Consider the following 23,788-nt stretch of genomic DNA (forward strand, 5'->3'; position numbering starts at 1 on the left):
AGTAGGTAAAGTCCCTAATCTTATATTTTTTGTCCATAAAACTAGGATAATGCTTGAGAGTTTGCTTAAATTTGCGTACTATTATAGTCGAATAGTAGAATATACGGTACGACCATCTCCAAGATAAATCCTGCAGCTTTATGGAACAACTGACGCTGAGTTTCAAAAATATCATTCGCCAAAGATGCGAGGCCCAAGGCCAGCTTAATTTAGCAGAACTGCTAGAAACAGCCGCTAAGCAAGAGTTTGTCCAACTGGACACCGCCCTGCCCGAAGAGCATCTGCAGCTTCATTGGCAAGAGTTTAAGCAAGCCCGCTTGCAACAGACGGCCTTTAGAGAGTTGCGCTCTGCTCAATTACAATCTTACCCTTTCCAATATCTTGGCTACTTCCAATTAGGAGAAGAAGCCGAAGCCTTGCCTTTTGGAGAAGAACAGTTTTCGGCGAGTTTGCAGGCCCGCCCTCTTTTTGTTCAATCTGATGAGCAAGCCAAAGCTTGTAATATGAGTTGGTTGTTAGAGCTACTTACGCAGGCCGAAAAAGTAGCCGCCGACCCGCTTCGCCAAGATGAGCTATTTTGGGAGAAAGGAGCAGAAGGGCAGCCGCAGCTTCGGATGGAAAGAAAAAATGGAACGCAGAAGGAAGTACAGATTATTCGCTTTAATAATAATTATTCGACGGTGAGCTGGCAGCACCAAATTGAGCTAGGCTAGCCCACCGCTTTAGCTAAATGCTTATGAGTTTAAAAGCCTATTACGAGACCGTAGAAGCCGCTATCGCTAAATTGGGTATTGATCCCGTTTCTAGCCGAGGAAAAGAAAAAGAGGGCCTCTGGACCCTGACGAAGAAAGATATTATGGTCTGGATTGACCTCTGGGAAATTGAGAGAGAGGGCCGCCCTTATTTTCAGGTGATGTCGCCCCTTTTTCATGTTCCAGAAGATGAAAAATTAAGGGCCGAGCTTTTTGCCGAATTGCTGCAAATCAATGACCGCCTTTATGGAGGAGTCGCTTTTACTACTTTTAAGAAATGGATTTATCTTAAAACGATTCGTGAAGCAGAAGGACTCTCTGCCGATGAAGCCCATAATAGTATCATGAGAGTAGGCACTTATGCCGAACGACATGGAGAGGCCCTGGCCCATAAGTTTAATATCGAAATTGCTCGATTTAAGTAGATTGGAGCAAATGGCCCAAAAAAAAGGGAAGCTGCGAATTTTCGCAGCTTCCCTTTTTGCGTTTTGGGCGGCGCAGCCGCCACGGCCGAAGGCCGAACGGCCTAGCGATGTGGAAGGGGGGCCGCAGGCCAGACCGAAGCGCTTTAGCGCTGAAGGGCCGAGCGAATAGCGAGCCCTGCAACGTAGCGCCGCAAGGCGAAGCCGAAGCGGAGGCCCCAAACCTTAATCTAGTTCTTCAAAATCAATATATTCGCCATCATTTCGAGGCTGTTGTTTTTGTTTTTGTTGACTGTTGCTTTGCTTTTGTGTGCCAAACTCTTGTTCGCTAACATATTGGCCCTGGCCCTGTTGTTGGGCCTGCATTTGTTGCTGGAACATCCGCATAAATTGTTCTTGTGGACTAAGCGGGCGCTCTCGTTTGGGCGGGGCCAAAAATATGGGTCTAATGAGAAAACGGTAGACCAAATAAGCAAAGAAAATAAGAAATAAAATACGCATGATATAAGTCTTGTTGTAAGCTAAGAAAGGCAAAAAGAGCGCCTAGGAAGCTTTTACTGTCATTTTGGCAGCTTTGCTTTGTTTTTTCTGCTCTTTTGTCGCAAAGATATGCCCAGTAAGGATAGAAATGTCATCGGGAAACTCCATGCTGCCCTTAAATTCTTGCATTTCCTGCATTAGGGCCGCATTAAAATCATCGGCGGATAATTGATGATGTCTGCCAATGAAATCAGCAATAGCTTCTTCTTCGACGGTTTGCCCAGCCTCATTGCGCAAATCGGTCAAGCCATCGGTATAGAGGAAGAAAAATGCATCTTCTTTTAGATAGATTTCGCCCCATTCTAGCTTAGGAATTTTAGGAACAATGCCCAAAATTGTACAGCCTTTATCGAGCCGTTCTACCTGCCCATTTCGGTAAAGAAAAGGGGGATTATGCCCTGCATTGAGATAGAGCAAACGGCCCGTGCTGCGGTTGTAGCGGGCCACAAAAAAGGTAATGAATCGGTCGCCTCGGGTGGCTTTTAGGACCTTCTCATTGAGCCGGTCCACAAATTCGGGAATCTTTAGGTCCTTGCGATGAATGAGGGTTTGTAGGTTGGCCTGAAAGTTTGACATCAGGATGGCGGCAGAAATTCCCTTGCCCGAAATATCGGCAATACAAAAGGCAATTTCGTCTTCATTGAGCTCCATAAAGTCATAGTAATCGCCCCCCACGCCCTCATGAGGTTGGTAAATCCCCGCAAAATTAAAGCGTTGATTATTGGGCAGCTTGCTCGGAATGAGCATATTTTGCACCTGATTGGCCAGCCGAAGCTCATGCCGCATTTTCTCTTGGGCCAACTGTCTTTTAAATAGACGCTTGTTTTCTATGGCCACCGCCACCACATTGGTTAGGGTCCCAATAAAGCGAATGGCCTCAAAGAGATTTTCCCCTTTTCGGGCCTCCTTATAGACAAAGGCAAAGGCAATGGCCTCCTCCTTATGATAGACGGGAATCACATAGTTAAACTCGCAGAGCAAAGGATGGTCCTCCCCAATTTTGGCAATCCGCTGATAGGCCGAAAAATAATCGCTAATGTCTAGAACTAAGAGCTTTTCGTCTACTCCCTTATGCGTAGCAAGCTGCCAATGCCCATCTTTGCAACTATATAGGGCAAAGCGCTGGGCGCCCATCTCCCAACTTAAGGTATCGGTATAGATTTTAAACAGGTCCTGAATCTTAATGTTGTTGTTGATGGCCTGCGTAATCTCTGATAAGCGGTTAATCTGCAATTGCTGCAAGTAGAGCTTGTGTTCTAGCTCTTCTATCCGCGGCAAGCTTGTTTTATCTTGGCTGTCCATAGGCGCCGGTTTTGTCTCTATAAAAGAAGTAGTAATTTAAAGATAAGAAAAATCGCTGGTCTAAGGCCTTAAACTCTTGTTATTTGGGCGCATCTTCTAACTTAGGCTTTGTATTTTGCGCCTCAATCATTTTTATACCTTATGGATTCACTTACTCAGGCTGTGCTTGGTGCCGCTTGCGGACAAGCTGTTCTCGGCCGAAAAATTGGCCCTAAAGCCTTGGCTTGGGGCGCTATTGCGGGCACTTTACCCGATCTAGATGTGATTAGTCGCGTCTTTAGTGAGCATGAAGTTTATGGCTTGCTTTATCATAGAGGATTAACGCACTCTATTTTTATTACGCTGCTAGCTCCGCCTTTATTGGGCTATCTGGCCCATAAGCAAAGGGGGGGGGTGGCGGTCCTTTTTGGCCTTTTGCTGGTCCTTTTTATGGGCGGGACGGGCCTCAAAGAAGAGAGCGCTGTTTTACAGGGCATTGGCCTTTTTATTCTGGCCGTTACGGCCTGGGTCGGCTGGCGATATTGGGGCAGCAAAAACCCGCCAAAACTTCAAGAAGAACCCGGCTGGAAAAGCTGGAGCTGGATGTTCTTTTGGGCCATTCTGACTCATTGGCTCATTGATGCCGGCACTAGCTACGGCACCCAAATTTTTGAGCCCTTTTCTTCTTATCGATTCTCTTTTAATAATATCGCTATTGCCGACCCACTCTATACTTTGCCGCTTTTACTGGCCGTGATGATTATCCCCTTTTTTAAGAATAAAAGTTGGCAACAGCGCATCAATACCACCGCTTTGGTCCTTTCTACGGCCTATATGGCCCTTACTTTTGGCATTAAGGCAAAGGTCAATGCGGTCGTTAGCGAAAATATTAAGGCCCAAAATATAGAAGAACTCAGCTATGTGACTTATCCCACGATTCTCAATTGTATGCTCTGGCAAACGACTATCGAAACCGCCGATGCCTATTATTATGGGGTCTATTCTATCTGGGATGAAGAGCCTACAATAAAGTTCCAAAAGTTACCTAAACAACATCAGTTGCTGGACCGCTGGAAAGGCCATGAGTTTGTCGATATTCTCCTCTGGTTTTCGCAAGGCTATTATAATGTTACCGAAAATCCAGACGGTAGCCTGCAGTTTAATAATCTTCGCTTTGGCCTGATGGGCTTTGGCCTCTTAGAGGATAGCGATGGCTATATTTTTAAGTTTAAATTGGCCGAAAAAGATGGCGAGCTAAGCGTAGAACAGGTCCGTGATATGGATAAATTACAACCTAAGTTGCTCTTCTCTTTGCTCTGGAATCGCATCTGGGATAAACATCCTGCCGTCAATAAGTAATTGTTTTTTTGGGGCCTCCGCTGCGGCTTCGCCTTGCGGCGCTACGTTTCGGGGCTCGCAGGTCTGCTCGGCCCTGCGGCCTGACGGCCTTGGTCTGCGGCTTCGCCGCCCCCCTACACATCGCTAGGCCGGCCAGGGCTACACATCGGTTACTCCCTTCGGTCGTCGAACTGCTCCCTAAAGGGCTTGTTGTGGCCATTTGGCCTGCGGCCAGGGCGGTCAAGCCGCCCCATTATTCGCTCTAAAATTAGTTGATTATGTCTCTTCTTCATTCGCTCCAATTGGGCCCATTAACACTGAAAAATGCGGTTTTTATGGCGCCGCTCACCCGCTGCCGAGCCGATAATCCAGAAAGGCTGCCCACGGCCTTGCATCAGGAATATTATGCGCAGCGAGCTACAGCTGGTCTCCTTATTTCAGAGGGCTTGCCCATTTCTGATCGAGCTGGGGGCTATTTGTTTGTGCCGGGCATTTATACTCCCGCTCAGGTAGAGGCCTGGAAAGCCGTAACGGCTGCCGTAAAAGCTAAAGGCGGCCATTTCTTTGCCCAAATTTGGCATGTGGGCCGAGTTTCTCATCCCGATCTGACGAATGGACAAGCACTTTTGGCCCCTTCAGCTATTGCTACGGGCAGTAAGAGCCGAACCTATGAAGGGCTCAAGCTTTCTCCTGTTCCCAAGGCTATGGACCAAGAAGATATTCAAACCGTAATTAGCCAGTTTAAGCAGGCGGCCGCCAATGCCTTGGCCGCTGGCTTTGATGGGGTAGAGCTGCATACGAGTAATGGCTATCTTTTTCATCAGTTTTTTGCCAATTCGGCCAACCAACGCCAAGATGAATATGGCGGCAGTATTCCCAATAGAGCCCGCTTCCTCTTTGAGGTCCTCGAGGCGGTCCAAGAAGTTTGTCCCCTAGAAAGAGTAGGCCTGCGCTTTAACCCTATGCTCGATGGGCATATCGGTATTGAGGTAGATGAAGAAACGATCCCTTTCTTTGATTATCTCTTAGATAAGCTCAATGATTATCCTTTGGCTTATGTGCATCTAAGTCGGCCGGGCCAAGCTTTTGCCCACCGCCAATTGGCCGAAAAAGAGAAGGACCCCAATTTGTTTATTCAAGATGTGATTGGCCATTATCGCCAAATTTATAAGGGCGTTTTAGTGGCCAATGGCGGCTATACGGCCCAAACTGCCCAAGAGGAATTGGCCCAAAATAGAGCAGATGCTATCGCTTTTGGCAAAGCCTTTATCTCTAATCCCGATTTGGTCCAAAGAATAGAACAAAATGCAGCCTGGGCGCCCTGGAATCCCGATACTTTTTATACTCAAGGTCCAGAAGGCTATACCGATTACCCCTTTTTATCTGAGGGCTAGCATAAAAAAGGAGCAAGCGTAATTTACGCTTGCTCCTTGCTTTTAGGGCCTTGCTCTATTCATAATTAGAGCCTTCTTCTAAGTATTGTAGCATCTCTTTGCGATAGAGGTCAGGCAGACAGCCTTCTTGGCCTTGTAGTAGGCAACCTACAGGAATCTCTGGATAAAGTTGGTCATATCTTCGGACCTCACTCATCGAAATCCGTCGAAGAATATGTTTTCTAGATAGTTCTGAGGGCTCTTTCATGCCCGCCGCTGCGAGTAGTTCAACTAAAGCATGCACGGTCTTTTTATGAAAGGAGTAAATCCGCTCGGCCTTATCTGGAACATTTAGGCCTTTCATCAGTTGTTTGTTTTGGGTGGCTACCCCTGTAGGGCATTTATTGGTATGGCATTCTAGGGCCTGAATACAACCCACGGCCATCATCATGGCGCGGGCACTATAACAAGCATCGGCGCCTAGGGCCAAGGTTTTGGCCAAATCAAAGCCACAGCTAATTTTACCCGCGGCCAAGACCTTAATATCCTTTTTGAGGTCAAAGCCCCGAAGGGTGTCTACGGCAAAGCTCAGCCCATCGCGTAGGGGCATTCCTAGGGAGTCGGAAAATTCTACAGGAGCGGCACCAGTTCCCCCTTCTCCACCATCAATAGTAATAAAGTCGGGCTTGATGCCTGTTTTGACCATGGCTTTGCAAAGATCGTAAAACTCAATTTCAGAGCCAATACAGAGCTTAAAGCCAATAGGGCGGCCCTTAGACAACTGCCGAAGTTGGGCCACAAACTGCAGCAACCCCTCTGGTCCCTGAAAAGCTTTGTGGTAGGGTGGCGAAAGCACATCGGTTCCTGCTTGCACTCCCCGAATTTTAGCAATTTCGGCGGTGTTTTTCTTGGCGGGCAAAATACCGCCATGTCCGGGTTTTGCCCCTTGCGAGAGTTTAATTTCCACCATTTTGATGTCGGGATGGTCCACTGTTTTCGCAAACTTATCGGGGTCAAAGTTGCCATCATCGGCTCGGCAGCCAAAGTAGCCCGTTCCAATTTGCCAGATGAGGTGACCGCCTTGAGAGAGGTGGTAGGGACTAACTCCGCCCTCGCCAGTATTTTGGGCAAAGCCGCCTTTGGCGGCCCCTTTGTTCATGGCCATCACGGCATTGGCAGAAAGGGAGCCGAAGCTCATGGCCGAAATATTAAAAATGCTAAGATCGTAGGGCTGACTACAGTCTGGTCCACCTACAGAAACCTTGGGATCTTGTTCAATACTATCAAAGGCAAAGGGGTAAGTAGAATGCGTCATCCATTCATAGCCTTCATCATAGATATCGAGTTGGGTACCAAAAGGAACTGTTTCCTTGGCTTTTTTGGCCCTTTGATAAATGAGGGAGCGCTTGCGGCGGCTAAAAGGCGTATGGTCCAAATCCGACTCAATAAAATACTGGCGGATAGCGGGACGCAGGCCCTCTAAAAAGTAGCGCATTCGGCCAATGAGGGGGTGTGTTTTTCGAATGGCATGATCGGTCTGAATCATATCCTGAAGGCCCATAAAGAAGAGCGGGAGTAAAATAACTAGGGCCCAAAGGAAGTGAATAGACAGAAAATAGGCCGCAATCGCGGTGGCGGCAAAGAGCAGCAGCGATACGGCCAAAAATTTCTGGGGAAAGTTGTTAATCGTCATAATTTATTGCGTCAGTGAATACCTGACTACTTCGCTTTTTTAACCCACTTTTGGAGTTTTTTTGCGGCTTTGGGGTCAGAGGGCTGCAGGGCATCTCTATCGACAAAGTTTCCTTCAGCATCAACAATCAGGTAGTGAGGAATGCTATAAATATAAAAAAAACGAAGTAATTCTTTACTGTCTCGACCAGCTCTTTGCCAATGCTCGCCAGTTTGGCGGAGTTCGAGCTTATCTAGGGCCTTTTGCCAAGACTGGGGCTTATCGTCTAATGAGAGGTAGAGAAAAACGACTTCTTCGCCTAGTTTTTCATGTAATTTCTTGGAGTGGGGCATTGCTTTTTTGCAAGGGCCGCACCAGCTGGCCCAAAAATCAATATAAATCACTTTGCCTTTGTGCTGGGCCAAGATATCGGCTAGGCTTTTTTCTTGCTCGCCATCTGCAGAGTTGAAGCTATGGCTGCTGAGCAATTCGGGCAGTGTTTTATTGGATTGTGCGAAGAGGTTGCCTCCTAGAAAGAAGAGAAAACTGAGGGACAAGAGTAGCTTGTTCATAGAATTGATATTGAATGTGAAAGGATGCAGGAGGGACGTTATTTAGGCTCAATATTAGGGCCAGCTTTTTTTCTGTTTAGCTGTTGTTTTGGATCTAGGGCGGCGGCGAAGCCGCCGCAAAGGAGCGCAGCGACGCGGCTGAGGGATGGATAGCAGTGGCCGAAGGCCAGACCGAGCCAGCGAAGCTGGCGAAGGGCCGAGCAGACTTGCGAGCTGCGGCACAGCCCGACCCGCCCGCAGGGCGGGGCAGCCCCAAATCCTGATGGAAATTAGAAAATAGCAAGGAAAATAAGTCTGCTTAGGGCGAATATTTGGCCTGCTTCTAAAAAAGATTTAGTGAAATCTAGGTTTTTTAAGAAGTTGTTTATCTTTGCAAGCAAATTTTTTTTTACAAGATCAAATCAGCTGGCTGAAAAAGAAAGAGATATAATGGCAGATCAACCCATAAAAACGGAGCTTCAGGATTTTGACGTAGATCAGTTTCGCGATCAAACTACAGAAACTTTTGAGAAGTATAAGAACGTGATTTTTGGCGCTTTGCTCGCCGTTGTCCTCATTGGTGGGGGCTACTATTTCTATAGTGACTTTTACATGAAGCCTAGAAATGAGAATGCCAACAAGGCTATTTTTCAGGCTGAGGCTATGTTTCAGAAAGATTCTTTTTTGCTAGCCCTCAATGGTACAGGCGCGGCTTTGGCCGGGCAGATGGGCGGCAGCTATGAAGGTTTTCTAGATATTATTGCTAACTATAGTGGAACAGATGCGGCCAACCGTGCGCATTATGGCGCTGGGGCTTCTTTGCTTCGCTTGGGCAAGGCTGAAGAAGCGATTAAGTACTTGGAAGCTTATAACGGCAAAGATGGTTATTCTCAGGCTGCAGCTTATGCGCTTTTGGGTGATGCTTACTCGGAAACGAATGACAATGAGCAGGCTTTGAGCTATTATGAGCAGGCGGCTAAAGAGAGCCCTAATGCCATGATGACGCCTATTTATATGCGTAAGGCGGCCCTCTTTAATGAGGTCGTGATGAACAATGCAAGCCGTGCATTGGAGCTATACAAAGAGATTGAACAGAAGTATCCTGAAGCAGCTGAGCGCTTGAACATCTCAAAAGATGTGGTTCGCTTGGAGCAAGGAAAATAAGATATGATTCAGCAAAGAGAAAGGGCGCCGACCAATTGGTCGGCGCCCTTCTTTTTTGGCCCTAAGGCTCATTTAGATGGCAATGATTTCAAAACCATTGGCGGTAGGACGAAGGATAAACATGGCCATATCAGAGGCCGAGAAAAGCGCCTGCTTTTTGGGCAGCAAGTTGGCGCCATTAAAGAAGATATCGCCTGCTTGTAGGTTGTACATTTGCTGGCGCTGCGGATATTTGGCCGCAAACTCTTCTTTGTCCATGACTTCCGATTTATAGCTATCTAGGTACATCTGATAACTAACTTGAATGTCGCTGCGAATGGGGTTCTCATCGCAAAAATCAGATTTTAGCTGGGGCGTAATGCTAAAACGCTGCCCCGACTCCATCGCAATGACCTCCGAGGCTAGACTGTTGGCCACCAATTGGCAGTTGCCATCAAAATAGGCCTTGATGAGTTCTTGCCCAAAGGCGAGGGCCTTGGCTTTCTCCTTAGAGATAGGAGCCTTAATGGTACTGCTGCTAATAGTACTGCCCTTTTTTTGGGCCAATAGGTTGGGGCCTGCCAATAGGAAGCAGGCGGCAAAGAAAATACTGAATACTGTTTTCATCATAGTTTTTATTCTTTTGAAAGACGATCAATCAATCGCCGAGACATATCTACAAAGTTTTCTTCAGAGATTAGGCCAATTAGCTCCTTATTCTTTAGAACGGGCAAAATTTTTACGCCTTCTTTCCTCATAATCTTCATGACTTCGGTAATGGTGTTTTGAGGCGCAACGGTTCGGGGATGAAGCTGCATGATTGCGCCTACCGTTTTTCCCTCTTCCTTTTGAGGACTAGATAAATAGCGCATGATCGATTTGGCCGTGACCACCCCCTGCAAATGCCCTTCTTCATCTTCTACCGGCAGGTAGTTCAGGTCGTTCCAATCCATCAGGCTGTAGGCGTATTCTACAATATCATCTTGATGGACCGTAACCAGGTCCGTACTCATAAACTCCTCAACCAATAGCTTGGAGGGGTCGTATTGATGAAACTGCCCTAGCTCCGGAATTTCCCACTCATGTACAGGCCGGCTCTGCGTCTGATGCTCATAAATGGCCGCCGTGATGGTGGTCAAGCTTTCATCTACGCTGGTCTCTTTCTTGAATTTAGAGAAGGTACGCAGAATCCAACGGGCCCCATTACTATGCCGGCGAACCCTTTCTTCCATAATGCCCAAATAGCGATCAATATGCTCCGGCTCAATGTTCCGATGGGCTAAACCCGCTCTGGCCATAGGCAAAAGTTCTTCTAGCATTAGGGTGCGAGCATTCACTTTTTTGTCGCCGGTCCAGGTAAATTCAGAATCAATCCCCATCTTGGCGGCCTTGATAAAGTTGTCTCGAGCATCATCAAAACTCATGAGTTTGGTGATGTCGTTATGGGCCAAGGACATGCCCTCCATCAAACCCAACCAAAAGGCCGAATTAGCCATTTCATCAATCACGGTAGGTCCAGCACCAAAGACGCGGTTTTCTATCCGAAGATGAGGTTTGCCATTGCCCGAAATACCATAACATGGACGGTTCCAGCGGTAGACGGTACCATTGTGCACCTGCAAGGCTTTTAGCTTGGGGGCTACTTTCTGGGCCAAACGCTCTAAGGAGTCTTCCTCGATGTCGGTGCCCAATATAATACGGAAACGGGTGATGTCTTCTTTGTAAATCTCTAGGGCCGACTTATGCAACCAGTCGTGCCCAAAGGTGACTCTCGGACTCTGGTCTCTGAGGTGGTCCCGGCTCTTTCGGTTGTCTATCGATTGCTGAAAAAGGGCAATTCGCGACTCATGCCAAAGCCGCTTGCCAAAAAGAAGAGGGGAGTTGGCGGCCATGGCCAATACCGGCCCCGTAACGGCTTGGGCAATGTTGTACATTTTGACAAAATCTTGCGGACGAACCTGCAAATGTACCTGAAAACTGGTGTTGCTCGCCTCTAATAAGGGCGAATCATGCCGCACAATCAATTCGTCAATCCCCACTATATGCAGCTCGTAATCACTGCCCCGCATTTTGCGCAAAGCGTGCATCAATGCGGCATAACGCTCCTTGGGCGTGAGCTTGCTCATGTGCAAATCAAACTTGCGCAAAGAAGGCAATATCCCCGTGAGTAGCAATCGGCTGTCGTGCCGAGCCGCAACCTTGGCCAACTCTCCCAATCGTTGCCGTAGCTCGCTTTCCATATTAAATAAAGCATCTCCCTCAAAACGTTGAGGAGATAGATTGATCTCTAAGTTGAATTGGGCGAGCTCGGTGGTCAACCATTCTGGATGAAATTCTTCCAAAATTTGCATGGCTGTGCAAGCCGGCTTATAATGTTTGTCAATTAAACACATTTCTTGCTCCGCCCCAATGCGCAAAACATCATCCTCAAACCAGTTGCCCTCTAGCATGGTCTCAAAGGCTTGAACATCTTGTAGTAACTGCCGCACAAAGTGCTGCATATCGCTCTTACTACTGGAGCTAGCTAGTCGTACACGTTCTTCTCCCATATGATTTCGTAGTTAAATAAAATGTTAAGGACCTTACGAACATAAAAAGAAGTCTATTAAAAAAGGGACTTTTGCCCAATTTTATTAAGCTGGCTTGCTTTATTTGCAAACTTTATAAAAGTTTTTTGTTTTGGGGCTGCCCCGCCCTGCGGGCGGGTCGGGCTGTGTCGCAGCTCGCAGGTCTGCTCGGCCCTGCGCAAAAAAGCTGCGCTTTTTTGCTGGCTCTGCGGCTGCGCCGCCCTGCTTTCCATCCCTCAGCCAGGGGCGGCTGGAACAGCCGCCGCTAAACCCTTGCCGCCTGGCTTTCGTTTAGACGAATACTAGCCTTCACTCTAAATTTTAACCTTATGCGTTTTCTCTTTGCTCTTTTTCTGCTTAGCTCTAGCCTGTTGTTGTCTTGCGATAAAAATGGAGACCGTCTCGAATTGCCTTTTACTACTTGGGTAGAGGTTCCCGCAGGCCTCAATGGGGTACTAACCTATCACTTTCCCACTGATGTCTATACCAATGGAACAGTGCCCGAAAATCTCAAGCAGGCACAACCCGCCCGCATCCGTCTCTATTTAGAAGATGGACAGGCTTCTTTTGATTTTGCCCGACGCGTTTACCTAGATGCCGTGACCGATAGCAGCCGCAATGAGCTAGGCTACCGCCTAGACGTTCCCCTGACCAATTCGGCTAGCCTAGATTTATTCCCCTCTATTGTGGACCTCAAAGAGCAGTTGGCCCAAGATCAGTTTCGCATTGAGCTGAAGATTGATCTCCGCTCTACCACTACAGCCACTAGCCGCATGAGAATCGAGCTAGATTTTCTGGCCGAATTGCTCGATTAAATAACGCAGGCCCAAGGCATAGCCCCGCCAACCCAATCCAGAAATAACGCCTACTGCCGCCTCTGCCAAATAGGAATGTCGCCGGTATTCCTCCCGCTGATGAACATTGGAGAGGTGCACTTCTACTACCGGCCGACTAATGCCCCGAACCGCATCGGCTAAGGCAATAGAGGTATGGGCATAGGCGCCTGGATTAAAGACAATGCCTAAATAATCAAAGCCAACGGCATGTAGCTGGTCCAAAAGGGCCCCTTCATGATTCGATTGGAAATAATGTAGCCGATAGGGGAGCAAGAGCTCACCCATATCGGCGTTTATTTGGTCCAGTATCTCCTCAAAGTTTGCCGAACCGTATACTTCGGGCTCTCGCTTCCCCAGTAAATTGAGGTTGGGCCCATTCATAATCAATAGATCTTTCATTGCTGCTGTTAGTATGGTATTCGTCGCTGCGCTCCTCATGCGCAATATGTCCCCGCCCACCCACCCCTCTACGGGATTCCTTAAGGAATCCCTCGGGGAGGCTGGACCAAAACAAAACTAAGCGATTCTATACCAAAGGCCCAAAACAAAAAGCAAGAAAAACCCGCCCCAACCTATGTAAGCCAGATGGATCGGCTCCTCCTCAGGCAGTTTGCAAGAGATCGCCTTCTGCGGCTCAGCCTGCTCTATAGCGCCTTGCTCTGCTCTTGGCTGCGGCTCGGCCTTGGGCGAGTCCGTCTTTTTCTTGGGCGCTGGACAGCGGTCCATGGGCTTTTGGATCTCCTCCAAAGCAGGTTGTTGCGGATCTGCAAGCGTATCGCTTACCCTCGGCAGACTATCCTCCTCAAAGCCAATAAACTCGATATTCCTGGGGTAGCGCTTACGCAGCTCTTCCATCGAGAGCTTTTGCTGATGAATATATAAATGGTTCTTTACGGTATCGATCTCAAGCGATTGGTCCCAATCTCTTATGGTCTCTACGACCATAGAATCATTCAGCTTTTCTAGCCGAATCATCATGGGGGGCGGCAAACCAAAGTCATCCTCTGGCAAGTCCTCTGGATTAAAAAAAGGCAGCTCGCCCGCAAAACTTTTGTAGGCTATTGCTTTGGTTTGCCCCCAAATGGGCCCTTGCAAAAGGACCAAAGCTAAAAGACAGAGTATCAGTTGTTTCATGAGTTGTTGTGATTTGGCGTAAACTGTTAAAAAAAGTTTGGGCTCTTCAAAAAACAGCCGCAAACTATTGGCCAAAAGTTGGAAGGCTTAGCTAGGGGAGGCCCCATAGGCTAGTTTGTCAAACAAATAGCAGTATACTATAGCTCTTAGCTAATTTGTAGATGCAAAATGGCTAGAAACAGTTGTTTAGCGCTAATCTGCAATTGCAAAACAGCTCTGGCGTGGCGCCAGAGCTAATCTGCAGTTGCAAAACGCCTCTGGCGTGGCGCCAGAGCTAATCTGCAGTTGCAAAACGCCTCTGGCGTGGCGCCGGAGCTAATCTGCAGTTGCAAAACGTCTCTGGCGTGGCGCCGGAGCTAATCTGCAGTTGCAAAACGCCTCTGGCGTGGCGCCGGAGCTAATTTGCAGTTGCAAAACGCCTCTGGCGTGGCGCCAGAGCTAATTTGCAGTTTACAAATCCCTCCGGGCGTATCTATAATGCCCTATCTTTTTTTTCTGGACTGACCCTACTACAGTTTAGGCACAGGGGCTTAGCAGCGAAATATGGAAGACAGTTGTATTTTGGGGCCAAATATCCTGCAGCCTAAAGGCCGCAGCCAATCCAAGGGGCCTTGATATTTCTCGCCGCAGGAGCTTAAAAGCCCCTGCTTCATTGGAGATGGGCGAAGCCCTTCGGTTTTCAGGTCCTGCGGCTTTTAAGCTGCAGGCCATGGGAAGCTAAAGCGCTAGCTTATTGGGTACTTATCTGGCTGCGGCTTTTAAGCTGCAGACTACAGATAGCAGGCGGCGAAGCCGCCGCAGGCCTAGCGATGTGCAGCAGTGGCCGTCAGGCCAGACCAAGCGGGCCTTAGCCCGCGCAGGGCCGAGCGAACAGCGAGCTGCGAAACGTAGCGCCGCAAGGCGAAGCCGCAGCGGAGGCCCCAAAAAACAATCACCTAGCTATTATAGCCCATCAACTTATCGAGGGAGGGGCCACTAATGACCACCACGGCAGAGCGGGGCACACTATCGCCGCCTTCTGGCCAATGGCTCGTGAGTTCCTCTAGGCTAGGGCTGGTCTCTCCGGGATGCTGCACACTGAGGAAGAGGTGGCGACCGTCGGGCGTGAAGTAAGGGCCAGTGAGCTCGGCATCTTTGGGGGCAGAAGCGACCCGAATCACCTTGTCCTCTGCCTGATGATAGACGAACAAACTATTGTTGCCATAGGGCGTATAGGGGGCCTTGCCGATCTTGCTGCCAGAGATATCGGAGGTAAACCAAAGGTTGCCTCTGGGATCAAAGGCCATATTATCGGGGCAGGCAAAACCGAAGTCCGCCCCACCGGTCAAAAAGGCTTCTGCCTTAAATGTAAGGCCTGTTTTATCTTCTGAATCTTCTTCAATCTTGAGAATTTGGCCCATATAATCTCCCTTGGGAATATTATTAGTGAGCGTGATGAGCACATTTCCCGTTTGGGGATCAAACTCAATATCCTCGGGGCGATTGAGGGGCGTAGCGCCCAAGAGTTTGGCGGCCTCTCGCAGACGGATAAGGACCTCCGTTTGGTCCTTAAAATGCTCTTGCAAAATGGGCTGCTCCTCATAATTGAGGGATAGCCACTCGCCTTTTTCGGTATTGGCGGCATAGAGTGTGCCCTCGGTCAGGCTACCGGGTTGGCTGCTAATAAACTTATAGATATGTTCATCATTTTTGTCATCGCCGGTATAGACCACTAGGCGGCCATCGGAGGCTTCATGCACCTGAGCGCATTCATGGGCACAGCGGCCTAGGGCCACCAACTTACGGGCTTTTCCGCTCTTAATATTCACCTCGACCACCCAGCCATAATGCTCGGGCAGATTATCGGGATACTTATGTTCCCAGCCATAGGCAGAGGCGATGCGTTTGGGTTGTTCGGCATCTTGGCTATAATCGCTTTCGCCATAATAAAATTGGTAGTTTTCCTCACAGGTCAGGATGCTGCCCCAGGGCGTCACGCCGCCCGCACAATTGCCAAAGGTGCCCATAGCGACCTTTTTGCCAGCTATGGCTTCGGGCCAATCAAAAGGGATTTCGGTAAAGCCATTTAGGCGGCGGTTATAGTCGCTATCCTGCTTAATGGTCCAGGGGCCATCGGCTTTTTTTTGGATATGCAGAATAGAGCCGCCCACCTCATAGAGCTCTTGGTCAATGGCCTCCTTCGTCTTTGTTTTGGGGTCGGCTTTGCGGGCAAAACCGTGTACAAACAGAGGGTCGAGATATTCGTGATTAACCCAAAGCAGGCCTTCTTGTAGATCTGGCCCTTGTTGGAGCGGGATATAGGCGGTATAATCGTTATTAAAGCCAAACTTATCTTTAGGAGAAATCTCATCCTGCCATTTGGCCAAAATCTGATACTCCAGCCCCTCATCGAGAAGGAGTTGGTCCTCGGTTTTGGCGGCCAGGCCTTTAAAAGGGAACTCAATTTTGGGTTCTATTTTTTCGCCAGTTTCGGTATAGCCCTTATTATGTTGGGGTTCGCCACAAGACTCTAGGCTAGTGAATAGGCTAGCGCCAGAAACAGCTAGGCCTGTACGGCCCAAGAACTGTAGAAAAGATCGTCTGTTTTGCTCTTTCATGATATGAAGTTTATTTAGCACTGATGTTTTATTTTGGGGCCCGCGGCCGGCTAGCCTTCGGCTAGCTCGGCCGCCGCTATGCTGCGCGGCTCGCAAGTCTGCTCGGCCCTGCAGCCGCCTTTGGCGGCTTGGGTCTGGCCTTGCGGCCACCGCTGCGCAGCGCTGGGCCAAAAGCGCTTGATTAGCTAGTTAAAGTTAAAAAGCATCCTTTGCATTCAGAAGTATTGGGTTAAAATTTAAGGAGAATTAAACTGGGGCCAAAAAAAAGCTGGTTCTAGAAATAGAACCAGCTCATATTAGCTAAAGTAATGGCTTAATTATTTTGGGCTGCGGGATTACTTTTTATTTGGGCGGCCAACTGGATCAATTTCACCAGCTCGGCACGGTCGCCATTGGGGTCTTGGCCTTTGGCAGAGAGGGCCCAATTTTTCACCTTATCAAAATTGGCCGTTCCCTTAAATTCGGAATCTCGGAGCAGCATGCCAAAGGCAGCTACAGCGGCCGAGAAACGGAAGTTATCGGAGGTTTGCTCTACGGCAGCATCCTTATTGAGGTTAAACTCTAGGAGTTTGCTTTTGTCGCTATCCAGAGGTTTGTAGCGCAGCTTAAGCGTCATGAGGTCGCTACTATTATTTTTGATGCTTGGGGCATCTTGGTATTTGAGTGCGGGTTGTTGAGTGACTTTTTGGGTAGAGGCCGAACCTTGTGGAATAATTTCATAGATGGCCGTAACGGTATGACCAGCGCCCAGCTCGCCTGCATCCTTGGTATCATCATCAAAGTCTTCGGCTTTGAGTAGGCGGTTTTCATAGCCGACTAGGCGGTAAGCTTTTACCCATTGTGGGTTAAATTCAATTTGGATCTTCACATCCTTGGCGATGCTAAACATATTGGCGCGCATTTCTCGCACAAAGACCTTTTTGGCCTCCTTTTCATTATCGATATAGAAATAATTGCCATTGCCGGCATTAGAAATCTGCTCCATGCGATCATCTTTATAATTGCCCATACCAAAGCCGCAGATCGTGAGGTAGATATCGAGTTTGCGTTTTTCGGTAATCAGGTCCACCAAATCAGAGCTACTAGAAGGGCCAACATTAAAATCGCCATCGGTAGCGAGGATCACTCGGTTGTTTCCCCCTTCAATCAGGGCTTCTTGGGCTGTTTTATAGGCCAGCTCAATTCCTTGTCCACCGGCGGTAGAGCCGCCAGCTTCTAGGCGATCGAGGGCAGAAAGAATTTTATTGGCTTGGCTAGCGGGGGTAGCAGGCAGGACCAGTCCGGCGGCTCCCGCATAGGCCACAATAGCCACCTTATCCTTATCATCTAGTTGGGAGAGCAACATTTTGAGGCCTTTTTTGAGTAGGGGGAGTTTATTATCGCTAGACATAGAGCCAGAGCAGTCAATCAAAAAGACCAAATTAGAGGGCTTGAGTTCATCATAGTTGAGGTCTTTCCCTTGTAGGCCAATATGCAAAAGCTGATGCTCTTGGGCCCAGGGGGCTTGGCTAAGCTCCATATTTACGGAGAAGGGATGTTCGCCAGTGGGTTGGGGATAATCATAATCAAAATAATTGATCATTTCTTCTAGGCGGACGGCTCCATTGGGGGGGAGTTGGTTCCATTCGCTTAGGTAGCGGCGGACATTGCTGTAGGCTGCATTATCTACATCAATAGAAAAGGTAGAGAGGGGATTATCTTTGGCCCCAAGGAAGGGGTTTTCGATAATTTTGCCATACTCTTCGGTATTTTGGGCAATATCGCTAAGGGTATCGCCGAGGGCATCGGGATCTTCTGGCTCGACGACTTCGCCAGCGGCTTCTTCGGTGACGGCGGCCATTTCTTCTTTGAGGGAAGAGCGGGACTGGGTCATCATTTCGGCCTCTTTGGCTCCAGAGAGTTTAGATTGTTCACAGCTTTGGCCCAAAAACAAAAAGCTGATGAGGGCTAGGGGCAAAAAGTAGGATTTCATAGTGGTTGATTTAAGTAAAGGAGGAATATCCTCTAGGGGAAAATATTTGCTTCAGTGCATTAGATGAAGCCGAGGGGGCTTCTGGCGTTTTAAGATAAGCTTTTTTTGTGTTTTTGCTGGATTGTTTTGGGGCTGCCCCGCCCTGCGGGCGGGTCGGGCCATTGCGCAGCTCGCAGGTCTGCTCGGCCCTGCAGCGGCGAAGCCGCTTTGGTCTGCCGCCTTTGGCGGCCCTGCTACAGCCCCTCAGCCTGCGGGCCTTCGGCCCTTTTAAGTATTGGTTTCTAAATTTTGCGGCCAGCCTCCCCGAGGGATTCCTTAGGGAATCCCGTAGAGGGGTGGGTGGGCGGGGACATATAGAGGAATGAGGAGCGCAGCGAGGAATACCGCTTAAAAGGGAGGGCCAATTGGCCGAAGAAGAACGCTCCAATAAAACTGATTTGATGAGCGGCCCAGCGCTGCGGAGGGGTGGCCGCAGGCCAGACCGAAGGCGAAACGAAGTGAAGCCTGAAGGGCCGAACAGCCCTGTGAGCCCCGCAGCATAGCGGCGGCCGGCAAGCCGGCCGCGGGCCCCAAAAAAAGAAGAGCCAACCCACCTTTCGGCAGATTGGCTCTTCGGCATGCGGCAAAAGCTCAGCTTATCGGAGAAGCGTCACTTGGCCACGAACAGTTTGTACTTCTCCACCAGGGAGTTGGTAAGAGAATACATAGATATAAACATCACGGGCTTGCAATTCGCCATTGAGGGTACCGTCCCAACCCTCGCGAGGATCGTTATTGTCGCCATCAAAAACAACTTGTCCCCAGCGGTTGTAGACCTTAAACTCGACAACCTCTACATTACCGCTCAAGCGGTAAGGCAATGGGCGGAAGCTATCGTTTTCTCCATCATTGTTAGGCGTGAACGCGTTGGCAAATCCAGAGAATTGGACAGGTAGAAGGTTAAGGTAAAGGGTATCAGTAGATTGGCAAGATCCATTGTCGGCAACGATAACGAAAGCCAAAGGATTTTGCGTAGTATCTAGAGTCGTTACGGTAGTTTGGTAAGCGTTGGCATCGGCCACATCAGAGGCGGGAGACCAAACATAGCTTACACCAGTTTCTGCGCCAGAGGTACCGGCGGCGATATCAATTGTGCTACCGACAGGCATGCTTGTATCCTGAACGCTAGGACTTACAATATAAGGAGCGATAACAGGGTAGCGAACCTCGGCAGTAGCGGTAGCAGAGCAACCGTTAACATCTGTAGCAGTGAGGGTATAAGTACCTTCAGTAACCCCATTGAGATTAGTCACTGTATCGCCAGTGCTCCATAGGTAGCTGTAAGTAAATACGCCTGTGCTATCGGGCCATCCAGCTTGAACATTAGCGGCAAGGTCTTCACAGTTAGTTACATCAATAGCTACTTCGGGGTCATCTTCTAGGACCACTAGGCCATCGAGGCTAGTTTCACAAACGCCACCATCTAGAGTAACCGTTACCGAGTAAGTACCTGCAGAGAGGTTGCTTACATCTTGGGTCGTTTCTCCATTAGACCAGAGGTAAGTGATTTGGTTAGATCCAGAGCTGAGAGAGTTCACTTCGATATCGTAGAAACCGTTGCTAGCGCCAACACAGATTTGCTCTTCACGAGCGACTACGCGGGCTTCGATGCTTCCACCGACAAGGTTGAAGGTAGCGCTATCTTGGCATCCACCTGCACCAGTAACAGTAACAGAGTAAGTACCGATAGAGAGGTCAGAGAGGTCTTCAGAGCTAGCGCCATTAGACCAAACGAAAGTATAGCTATTATCGCCAGAGACCGTCAAGTCGATATTACCATTATCTAGACCACAAACGGGGCTATTCACATTGGCATTGTCAATATTTACGGTAGAGCCTCCAACGGTATAGCTATCGGTAAAGGTACAGCCATTTTGATCTGTAATCGTTAAGCTATAGGTACCGGGCGTCAAGTTAGAGAGTGTATTAACAGCAGTTGCGCCATTGCTCCATTGGTAATCCAAAGAGTTGGGGTTACCTGGAACGGGGTCGCCAGCCATAGACTGAACTGCGGTAATTTCGATAGATCCATTGGCGGGGCAGCTTGTAGCGTCTGTAATATTTACAGTAACGGTGGGGGCTTGAGCAAAAGGACCAAATACATTGATGTTATTGGCTACAGACTGACAGCCATTGGCATCAGTAGCGGTAACTGTATAACTGCCCAAAGGCAAGTTAATCGCAATTGCTGTAGTTTGGCTAGCTGCATTAGCATCCCATTGGAAGCTATAAGGGGTAGTACCACCAACAGCGCCCACTTGAGCGGCACCGTCTACAGTGTTCCAGCAAGAAGTACCAATAAGGGTATCGAGGCTAACGATAAACTCAGCAGGCTCGGCAATAGTAATGGTATCCGAGTAAGCTACACAACCGAAAGAGTCGTAAGCCACCGCATAGTAAGTATCGGGCATAAGGCCAGAGAAGCTAGCGGTATCGGGTGTATTGACGAAAGCAATTTGGCTATCGGCAGCATTGTAGAGGGTAAAGTCATAATTGGGGCCCAAGTCACCTTGCGTACCCAATAGTTGGATCATACCATCATTGGCTTGGTAGCAGCTAATATCCATGCTGCTCACTGTAGAGACCTGAGTGGGGTTAGCACAAGGAGTTGTACAGCAAGTAAATAGGGTAGCGGCATTATCGGGGCAAGGTCCAGCACCACCTAGGGCACGAACCTGAATTTGGAAGCATTCTCCATCGCGGAAGCCAGTGACCAATACACTGTCTTGAGCCAAAGGAACAGCTACCCAAGTAGCGCCAGAATCTAGGCTATATTCCCAGCCAGTAGCACCAGCAGAACCGCTCCATTCAAAGAGAATTTCACTGGTGTAATTTGTGGGAATACCACAGCTAACCACAGGAGCGGGAATAGTTGTATTGATAACAATCTCTGTAGAGTCTACCATTGGACAACCCGCTTCGATCACCGTACCGTAGTAGGTGGTAGTACCAGCAGGGAAGACCGAAGGAGAATCTGTAGAATCATTGATGATCGCTACATTAGGTGACCAGTCATAGACCAATAGCGGCTGAAGGATACAGTTGCTAAAGGTAACTACTGGACGAATAGAAGTTGTTGTGGGAGAACCCAAAGAGCCAGGAATACAGCCACTCACTCCATCGGCAAAATCACCGATTCCAGAGACATATGGAGTCGTTTCTGCGGCCACATCATCATCAGAAGTCCAGTTAACGTTATCAAAGCAGAACTCTACCAATAGGCTAGAAGTACCATCCCATTCGTAAGGGCTGCTAAAGGGGATTAGGTTAGCTCCTACAGCAGTGGTATAAGTACCGCTGTAAACAACAGTGGAACTAGGGGGGGTTAGGAAAGTAGCTGCTCCTGTAGGAATAGACGTTAGGGTAGTACAGGCCAAAGAGACTGTAAAGTTACTAAAAGGTAGTGAGCTATTTTTAGCTACTACATCTAGCGTCATGTCGTTAAGTAGGCCAGGCTGTACTCCAGCAGCCAGCAATTCGCTAGCGGGAATAATCATTTGGAAGCGACTATCCTCAAAAAGTCCACGGAAAGGCTGGGGAGAGGTAGTTGTAGCTGTACCAACAGTCACCTGTTGTTGAGGACCACTGCAAGGACCAGGATTTGGTCCACAAGCGCCAGAGCTCATTCCGCCAGAACCCGTACCATAGTTCATGGCCAATACAACTGTATCGCCAGGACAAATAGTATCGGTAGCGGGAGTAATATCGGGAATTCCCGTGCGGAACTTCAAGCCAATAGTATCGCTACCGACACAAGCTCCATAATCATATTCTACATAGTAAGTAACCGAGTCGCCAGGAGCACCTACTAATGAGCCTGTAGGACTAGCAACATTTGTTGCGCTAAGGTCATTCACTCGAGTAGCTGGAGAAGAGGTCCAAGTCCAGTTACCATTGATTAAGTCAATGCCAGGTCCAGTTGCATTGGTGGTAAAGTTCAAGGCATTGGGCTGACCATTCTGACAAAGTGAAGTATCAGAAGGTAAGCTAACGACATCAAGAGGAAGATCCACTAATGAAATACTTACGGTATCCGTAGTCACACAACTTGCTCCAGTAACGGGGTCAGGAGTAGTGATAAACTGTACCTCATAAGTAATGACATCACCAGCTACTGTAGAAGCAGGAACACTAGCAATGGGGTTACGAATAGTATCATCGCTAAGTGGAGCTGCAGGTCCAGCAATCTGTACCCAGTTAAAGCTACCAGCCACAGAGCCCCCTGGGCCCAAAGAGAAGGTTTGTGCACCTAACTGAATATCTTGAGCCACACCAGCACAAATAGCCGTGTCACTAGCCGTAACATTTACCCCAGGAATCACTAGGCTAAAGCCAAGGTAAGCCGGAAGCGGAATGGGACAAGCATTATCCGTTACCGCAATGGTAAAGTTATTTACCCCAATTTGAGCATTACAAGTACGAATCTGTACATAGAGCTCCAAAGAGTCAGGGCGGTTAGGATCAGGATTAAACTGGAAAATGCTAAAGTTAGCAGGTCCAAATACAGTCCCAATATTTGAGTTGTTCGGATCCAAAGAAAGTGTATCGCCATCAGGGTCTACAGCTGTAATCTGAAACTCTAGGGTATCACACTGACAAGTAACAAAGGTACGGTTAGTGGTATCATAGGTTCCTCCACCCGATACAATAGGCTCTGTATTGTTTACCCCTGTATTCGTACAGTTGTTCAATACTACCACTTGCATATCACGCATGATCGTACTAATGGTATCGCCATTGCGCACCTCATATACTCTTACTGCAGCAACAGAGGTCTGGGCAATACTAGGCGTAAAGGTCATCTGCCCCGTGTTGGTATTAAATACCATACCGTTGGCCGGTGTAGTAAAGAAAGGCTGAGCCGCAGTAGCTCCCCCCTGAAAAATATAAGGATCAGCAGGACCAGTCTGGAAAGGCGTGATCATCTCATAAATCAAAGAGTCTCCATCTACATCAATCGCCCCATGGTTAAAGGTAAAGGGCTGCCCAGCACAAATATAAGGCGTAGGCAAAGAGGTAAATCGAGGCGAGTTGTTACAAAGCCCATTTGTGTTGTTAATGGTTGTCTGAATGGCCATCGACTGGCCACCAGCATTATCTCCATTAGTAATGTTACTGTTCCGACAACAGGTATTCCAAGACACTACCCAAGAATCACAAGCCGAAGGCAAGGTGACCGTAGCCGTGTACTCATAAACCTGCGTACCCTGAATAGTACCCGCACCACCACAAGTGGTGTTAGGCAACTCATCTGGACAAACAGGGGTGATCTCATCACCAAAGCGACTTCCCGCATTAAAGGTGATGTTGGGCTCCGCCAAACCACAGTTTGGCGCCGTTAAACTTACCGATAAACTGTTAGGCATAGAAATACCATCGCAATCTCGGTATAGTTGAAATGTTACCTGATACTGGTTGTTCCCCAGACAGGTATAGTAGACGTCCCCACCAACAATGTGGCTGGCTTGCGCATCTCCTGCCGAAAATAGCAAGAAAAACAAGGGTAGAAACAGACCTAAGGCCCACCTACTCAGAGACGTAATACTCCAATGTAAACTTTTGTATTCCAAG

General features: G+C 48.4%; 17 protein-coding genes. 6 read left to right on the plus strand and 11 right to left on the minus strand.

Annotated features, from left to right (window positions below; all coding sequences use genetic code 11):
• Nucleotides 1–140: 140 nt before the first annotated feature.
• On the plus strand, nt 141–713 hold the full coding sequence (locus tag SGRA_RS11835; protein ID WP_015692943.1) for a hypothetical protein: 573 nt from the start codon (nt 141–143) through the stop codon (nt 711–713).
• Nucleotides 714–736: 23 nt separating this feature from the next.
• Nucleotides 737–1,177, plus strand: coding sequence for a YbjN domain-containing protein (locus SGRA_RS11840; protein ID WP_015692944.1), 441 nt, complete (start codon nt 737–739; stop codon nt 1,175–1,177).
• Between the two features lie 222 nt (nt 1,178–1,399).
• Here SGRA_RS11840 and SGRA_RS11845 read toward each other — a convergent pair whose 3' ends face one another.
• Together SGRA_RS11845 and SGRA_RS11850 are read right to left on the minus strand one after the other, a co-directional pair.
• Nucleotides 1,400–1,675, minus strand: a complete 276-nt coding sequence (locus tag SGRA_RS11845; RefSeq protein ID WP_015692946.1) for a DUF4834 family protein — start codon at nt 1,673–1,675, stop codon at nt 1,400–1,402.
• Nucleotides 1,676–1,717: 42 nt separating this feature from the next.
• Complete coding sequence (locus SGRA_RS11850; RefSeq protein ID WP_015692947.1) at nt 1,718–3,016, minus strand: PP2C family protein-serine/threonine phosphatase; 1,299 nt, start codon at nt 3,014–3,016, stop codon at nt 1,718–1,720.
• Nucleotides 3,017–3,157: 141 nt separating this feature from the next.
• Here SGRA_RS11850 and SGRA_RS11855 point away from each other — a divergent pair, with 141 nt between their 5' ends.
• On the plus strand, nt 3,158–4,354 hold the full coding sequence (locus SGRA_RS11855; protein ID WP_015692948.1) for a metal-dependent hydrolase: 1,197 nt from the start codon (nt 3,158–3,160) through the stop codon (nt 4,352–4,354).
• A gap of 257 nt (nt 4,355–4,611) precedes the next feature.
• Complete coding sequence (locus tag SGRA_RS11860; RefSeq protein ID WP_041329641.1) at nt 4,612–5,727, plus strand: alkene reductase; 1,116 nt, start codon at nt 4,612–4,614, stop codon at nt 5,725–5,727.
• 55 nt (nt 5,728–5,782) lie between these two features.
• Here SGRA_RS11860 and SGRA_RS11865 read toward each other — a convergent pair whose 3' ends face one another.
• Both SGRA_RS11865 and SGRA_RS11870 read right to left on the minus strand, forming a co-directional pair.
• Nucleotides 5,783–7,399: an FMN-binding glutamate synthase family protein gene (locus SGRA_RS11865; RefSeq protein WP_015692950.1), complete on the minus strand. Its 1,617-nt coding sequence runs from the start codon at nt 7,397–7,399 to the stop codon at nt 5,783–5,785.
• Nucleotides 7,400–7,425: 26 nt separating this feature from the next.
• A complete protein-coding gene (locus SGRA_RS11870; protein ID WP_015692951.1) occupies nt 7,426–7,950 on the minus strand; it encodes a TlpA family protein disulfide reductase in 525 nt (174 codons plus the stop codon).
• 429 nt (nt 7,951–8,379) lie between these two features.
• On the opposite strand from SGRA_RS11870, the gene SGRA_RS11875 reads away from it, so the two are divergent.
• Nucleotides 8,380–9,093 (plus strand): tetratricopeptide repeat protein, encoded by a 714-nt coding sequence (locus SGRA_RS11875; protein WP_148268340.1) that lies wholly within the window; start codon nt 8,380–8,382, stop codon nt 9,091–9,093.
• Nucleotides 9,094–9,165: 72 nt separating this feature from the next.
• Here the strand turns inward: SGRA_RS11875 and SGRA_RS11880 are convergent, their stop codons facing one another.
• Nucleotides 9,166–9,702, minus strand: a complete 537-nt coding sequence (locus SGRA_RS11880) for a hypothetical protein (protein ID WP_245538548.1) — start codon at nt 9,700–9,702, stop codon at nt 9,166–9,168.
• Nucleotides 9,703–9,707: 5 nt separating this feature from the next.
• Complete coding sequence (locus SGRA_RS11885) at nt 9,708–11,621, minus strand: CBS domain-containing protein (protein ID WP_015692954.1); 1,914 nt, start codon at nt 11,619–11,621, stop codon at nt 9,708–9,710.
• Between the two features lie 347 nt (nt 11,622–11,968).
• Here SGRA_RS11885 and SGRA_RS11895 point away from each other — a divergent pair, with 347 nt between their 5' ends.
• Nucleotides 11,969–12,454 (plus strand): hypothetical protein, encoded by a 486-nt coding sequence (locus SGRA_RS11895; RefSeq protein WP_015692956.1) that lies wholly within the window; start codon nt 11,969–11,971, stop codon nt 12,452–12,454.
• Here the strand turns inward: SGRA_RS11895 and aroQ are convergent.
• The 5 genes from aroQ to SGRA_RS11930 form a co-directional block, all read right to left on the minus strand.
• Nucleotides 12,425–12,874, minus strand: coding sequence for a type II 3-dehydroquinate dehydratase (aroQ, locus tag SGRA_RS11900; protein ID WP_015692957.1), 450 nt, complete (start codon nt 12,872–12,874; stop codon nt 12,425–12,427). The two genes, SGRA_RS11895 and aroQ, sit on opposite strands and share 30 nt — an antisense overlap.
• Nucleotides 12,875–12,991: 117 nt before the next feature.
• Entirely contained in the window at nt 12,992–13,609 is a 618-nt protein-coding gene (locus tag SGRA_RS11905; RefSeq protein ID WP_148268341.1) for a hypothetical protein, read from the minus strand.
• A 935-nt stretch (nt 13,610–14,544) separates the two neighbouring features.
• On the minus strand, nt 14,545–16,206 hold the full coding sequence (locus tag SGRA_RS11915; RefSeq protein WP_041329642.1) for a PhoX family protein: 1,662 nt from the start codon (nt 16,204–16,206) through the stop codon (nt 14,545–14,547).
• Between the two features lie 313 nt (nt 16,207–16,519).
• A complete protein-coding gene (locus SGRA_RS11920) occupies nt 16,520–18,178 on the minus strand; it encodes a vWA domain-containing protein (protein WP_015692961.1) in 1,659 nt (552 codons plus the stop codon).
• A gap of 635 nt (nt 18,179–18,813) precedes the next feature.
• Entirely contained in the window at nt 18,814–23,709 is a 4,896-nt protein-coding gene (locus tag SGRA_RS11930; protein WP_245538549.1) for a T9SS type B sorting domain-containing protein, read from the minus strand.
• Between the last annotated feature and the right edge of the window lie 79 nt (nt 23,710–23,788).

Origin of the sequence: Saprospira grandis str. Lewin, from assembly GCF_000250635.1 — a bacterium.
GTDB lineage: Bacteria > Bacteroidota > Bacteroidia > Chitinophagales > Saprospiraceae > Saprospira > Saprospira grandis.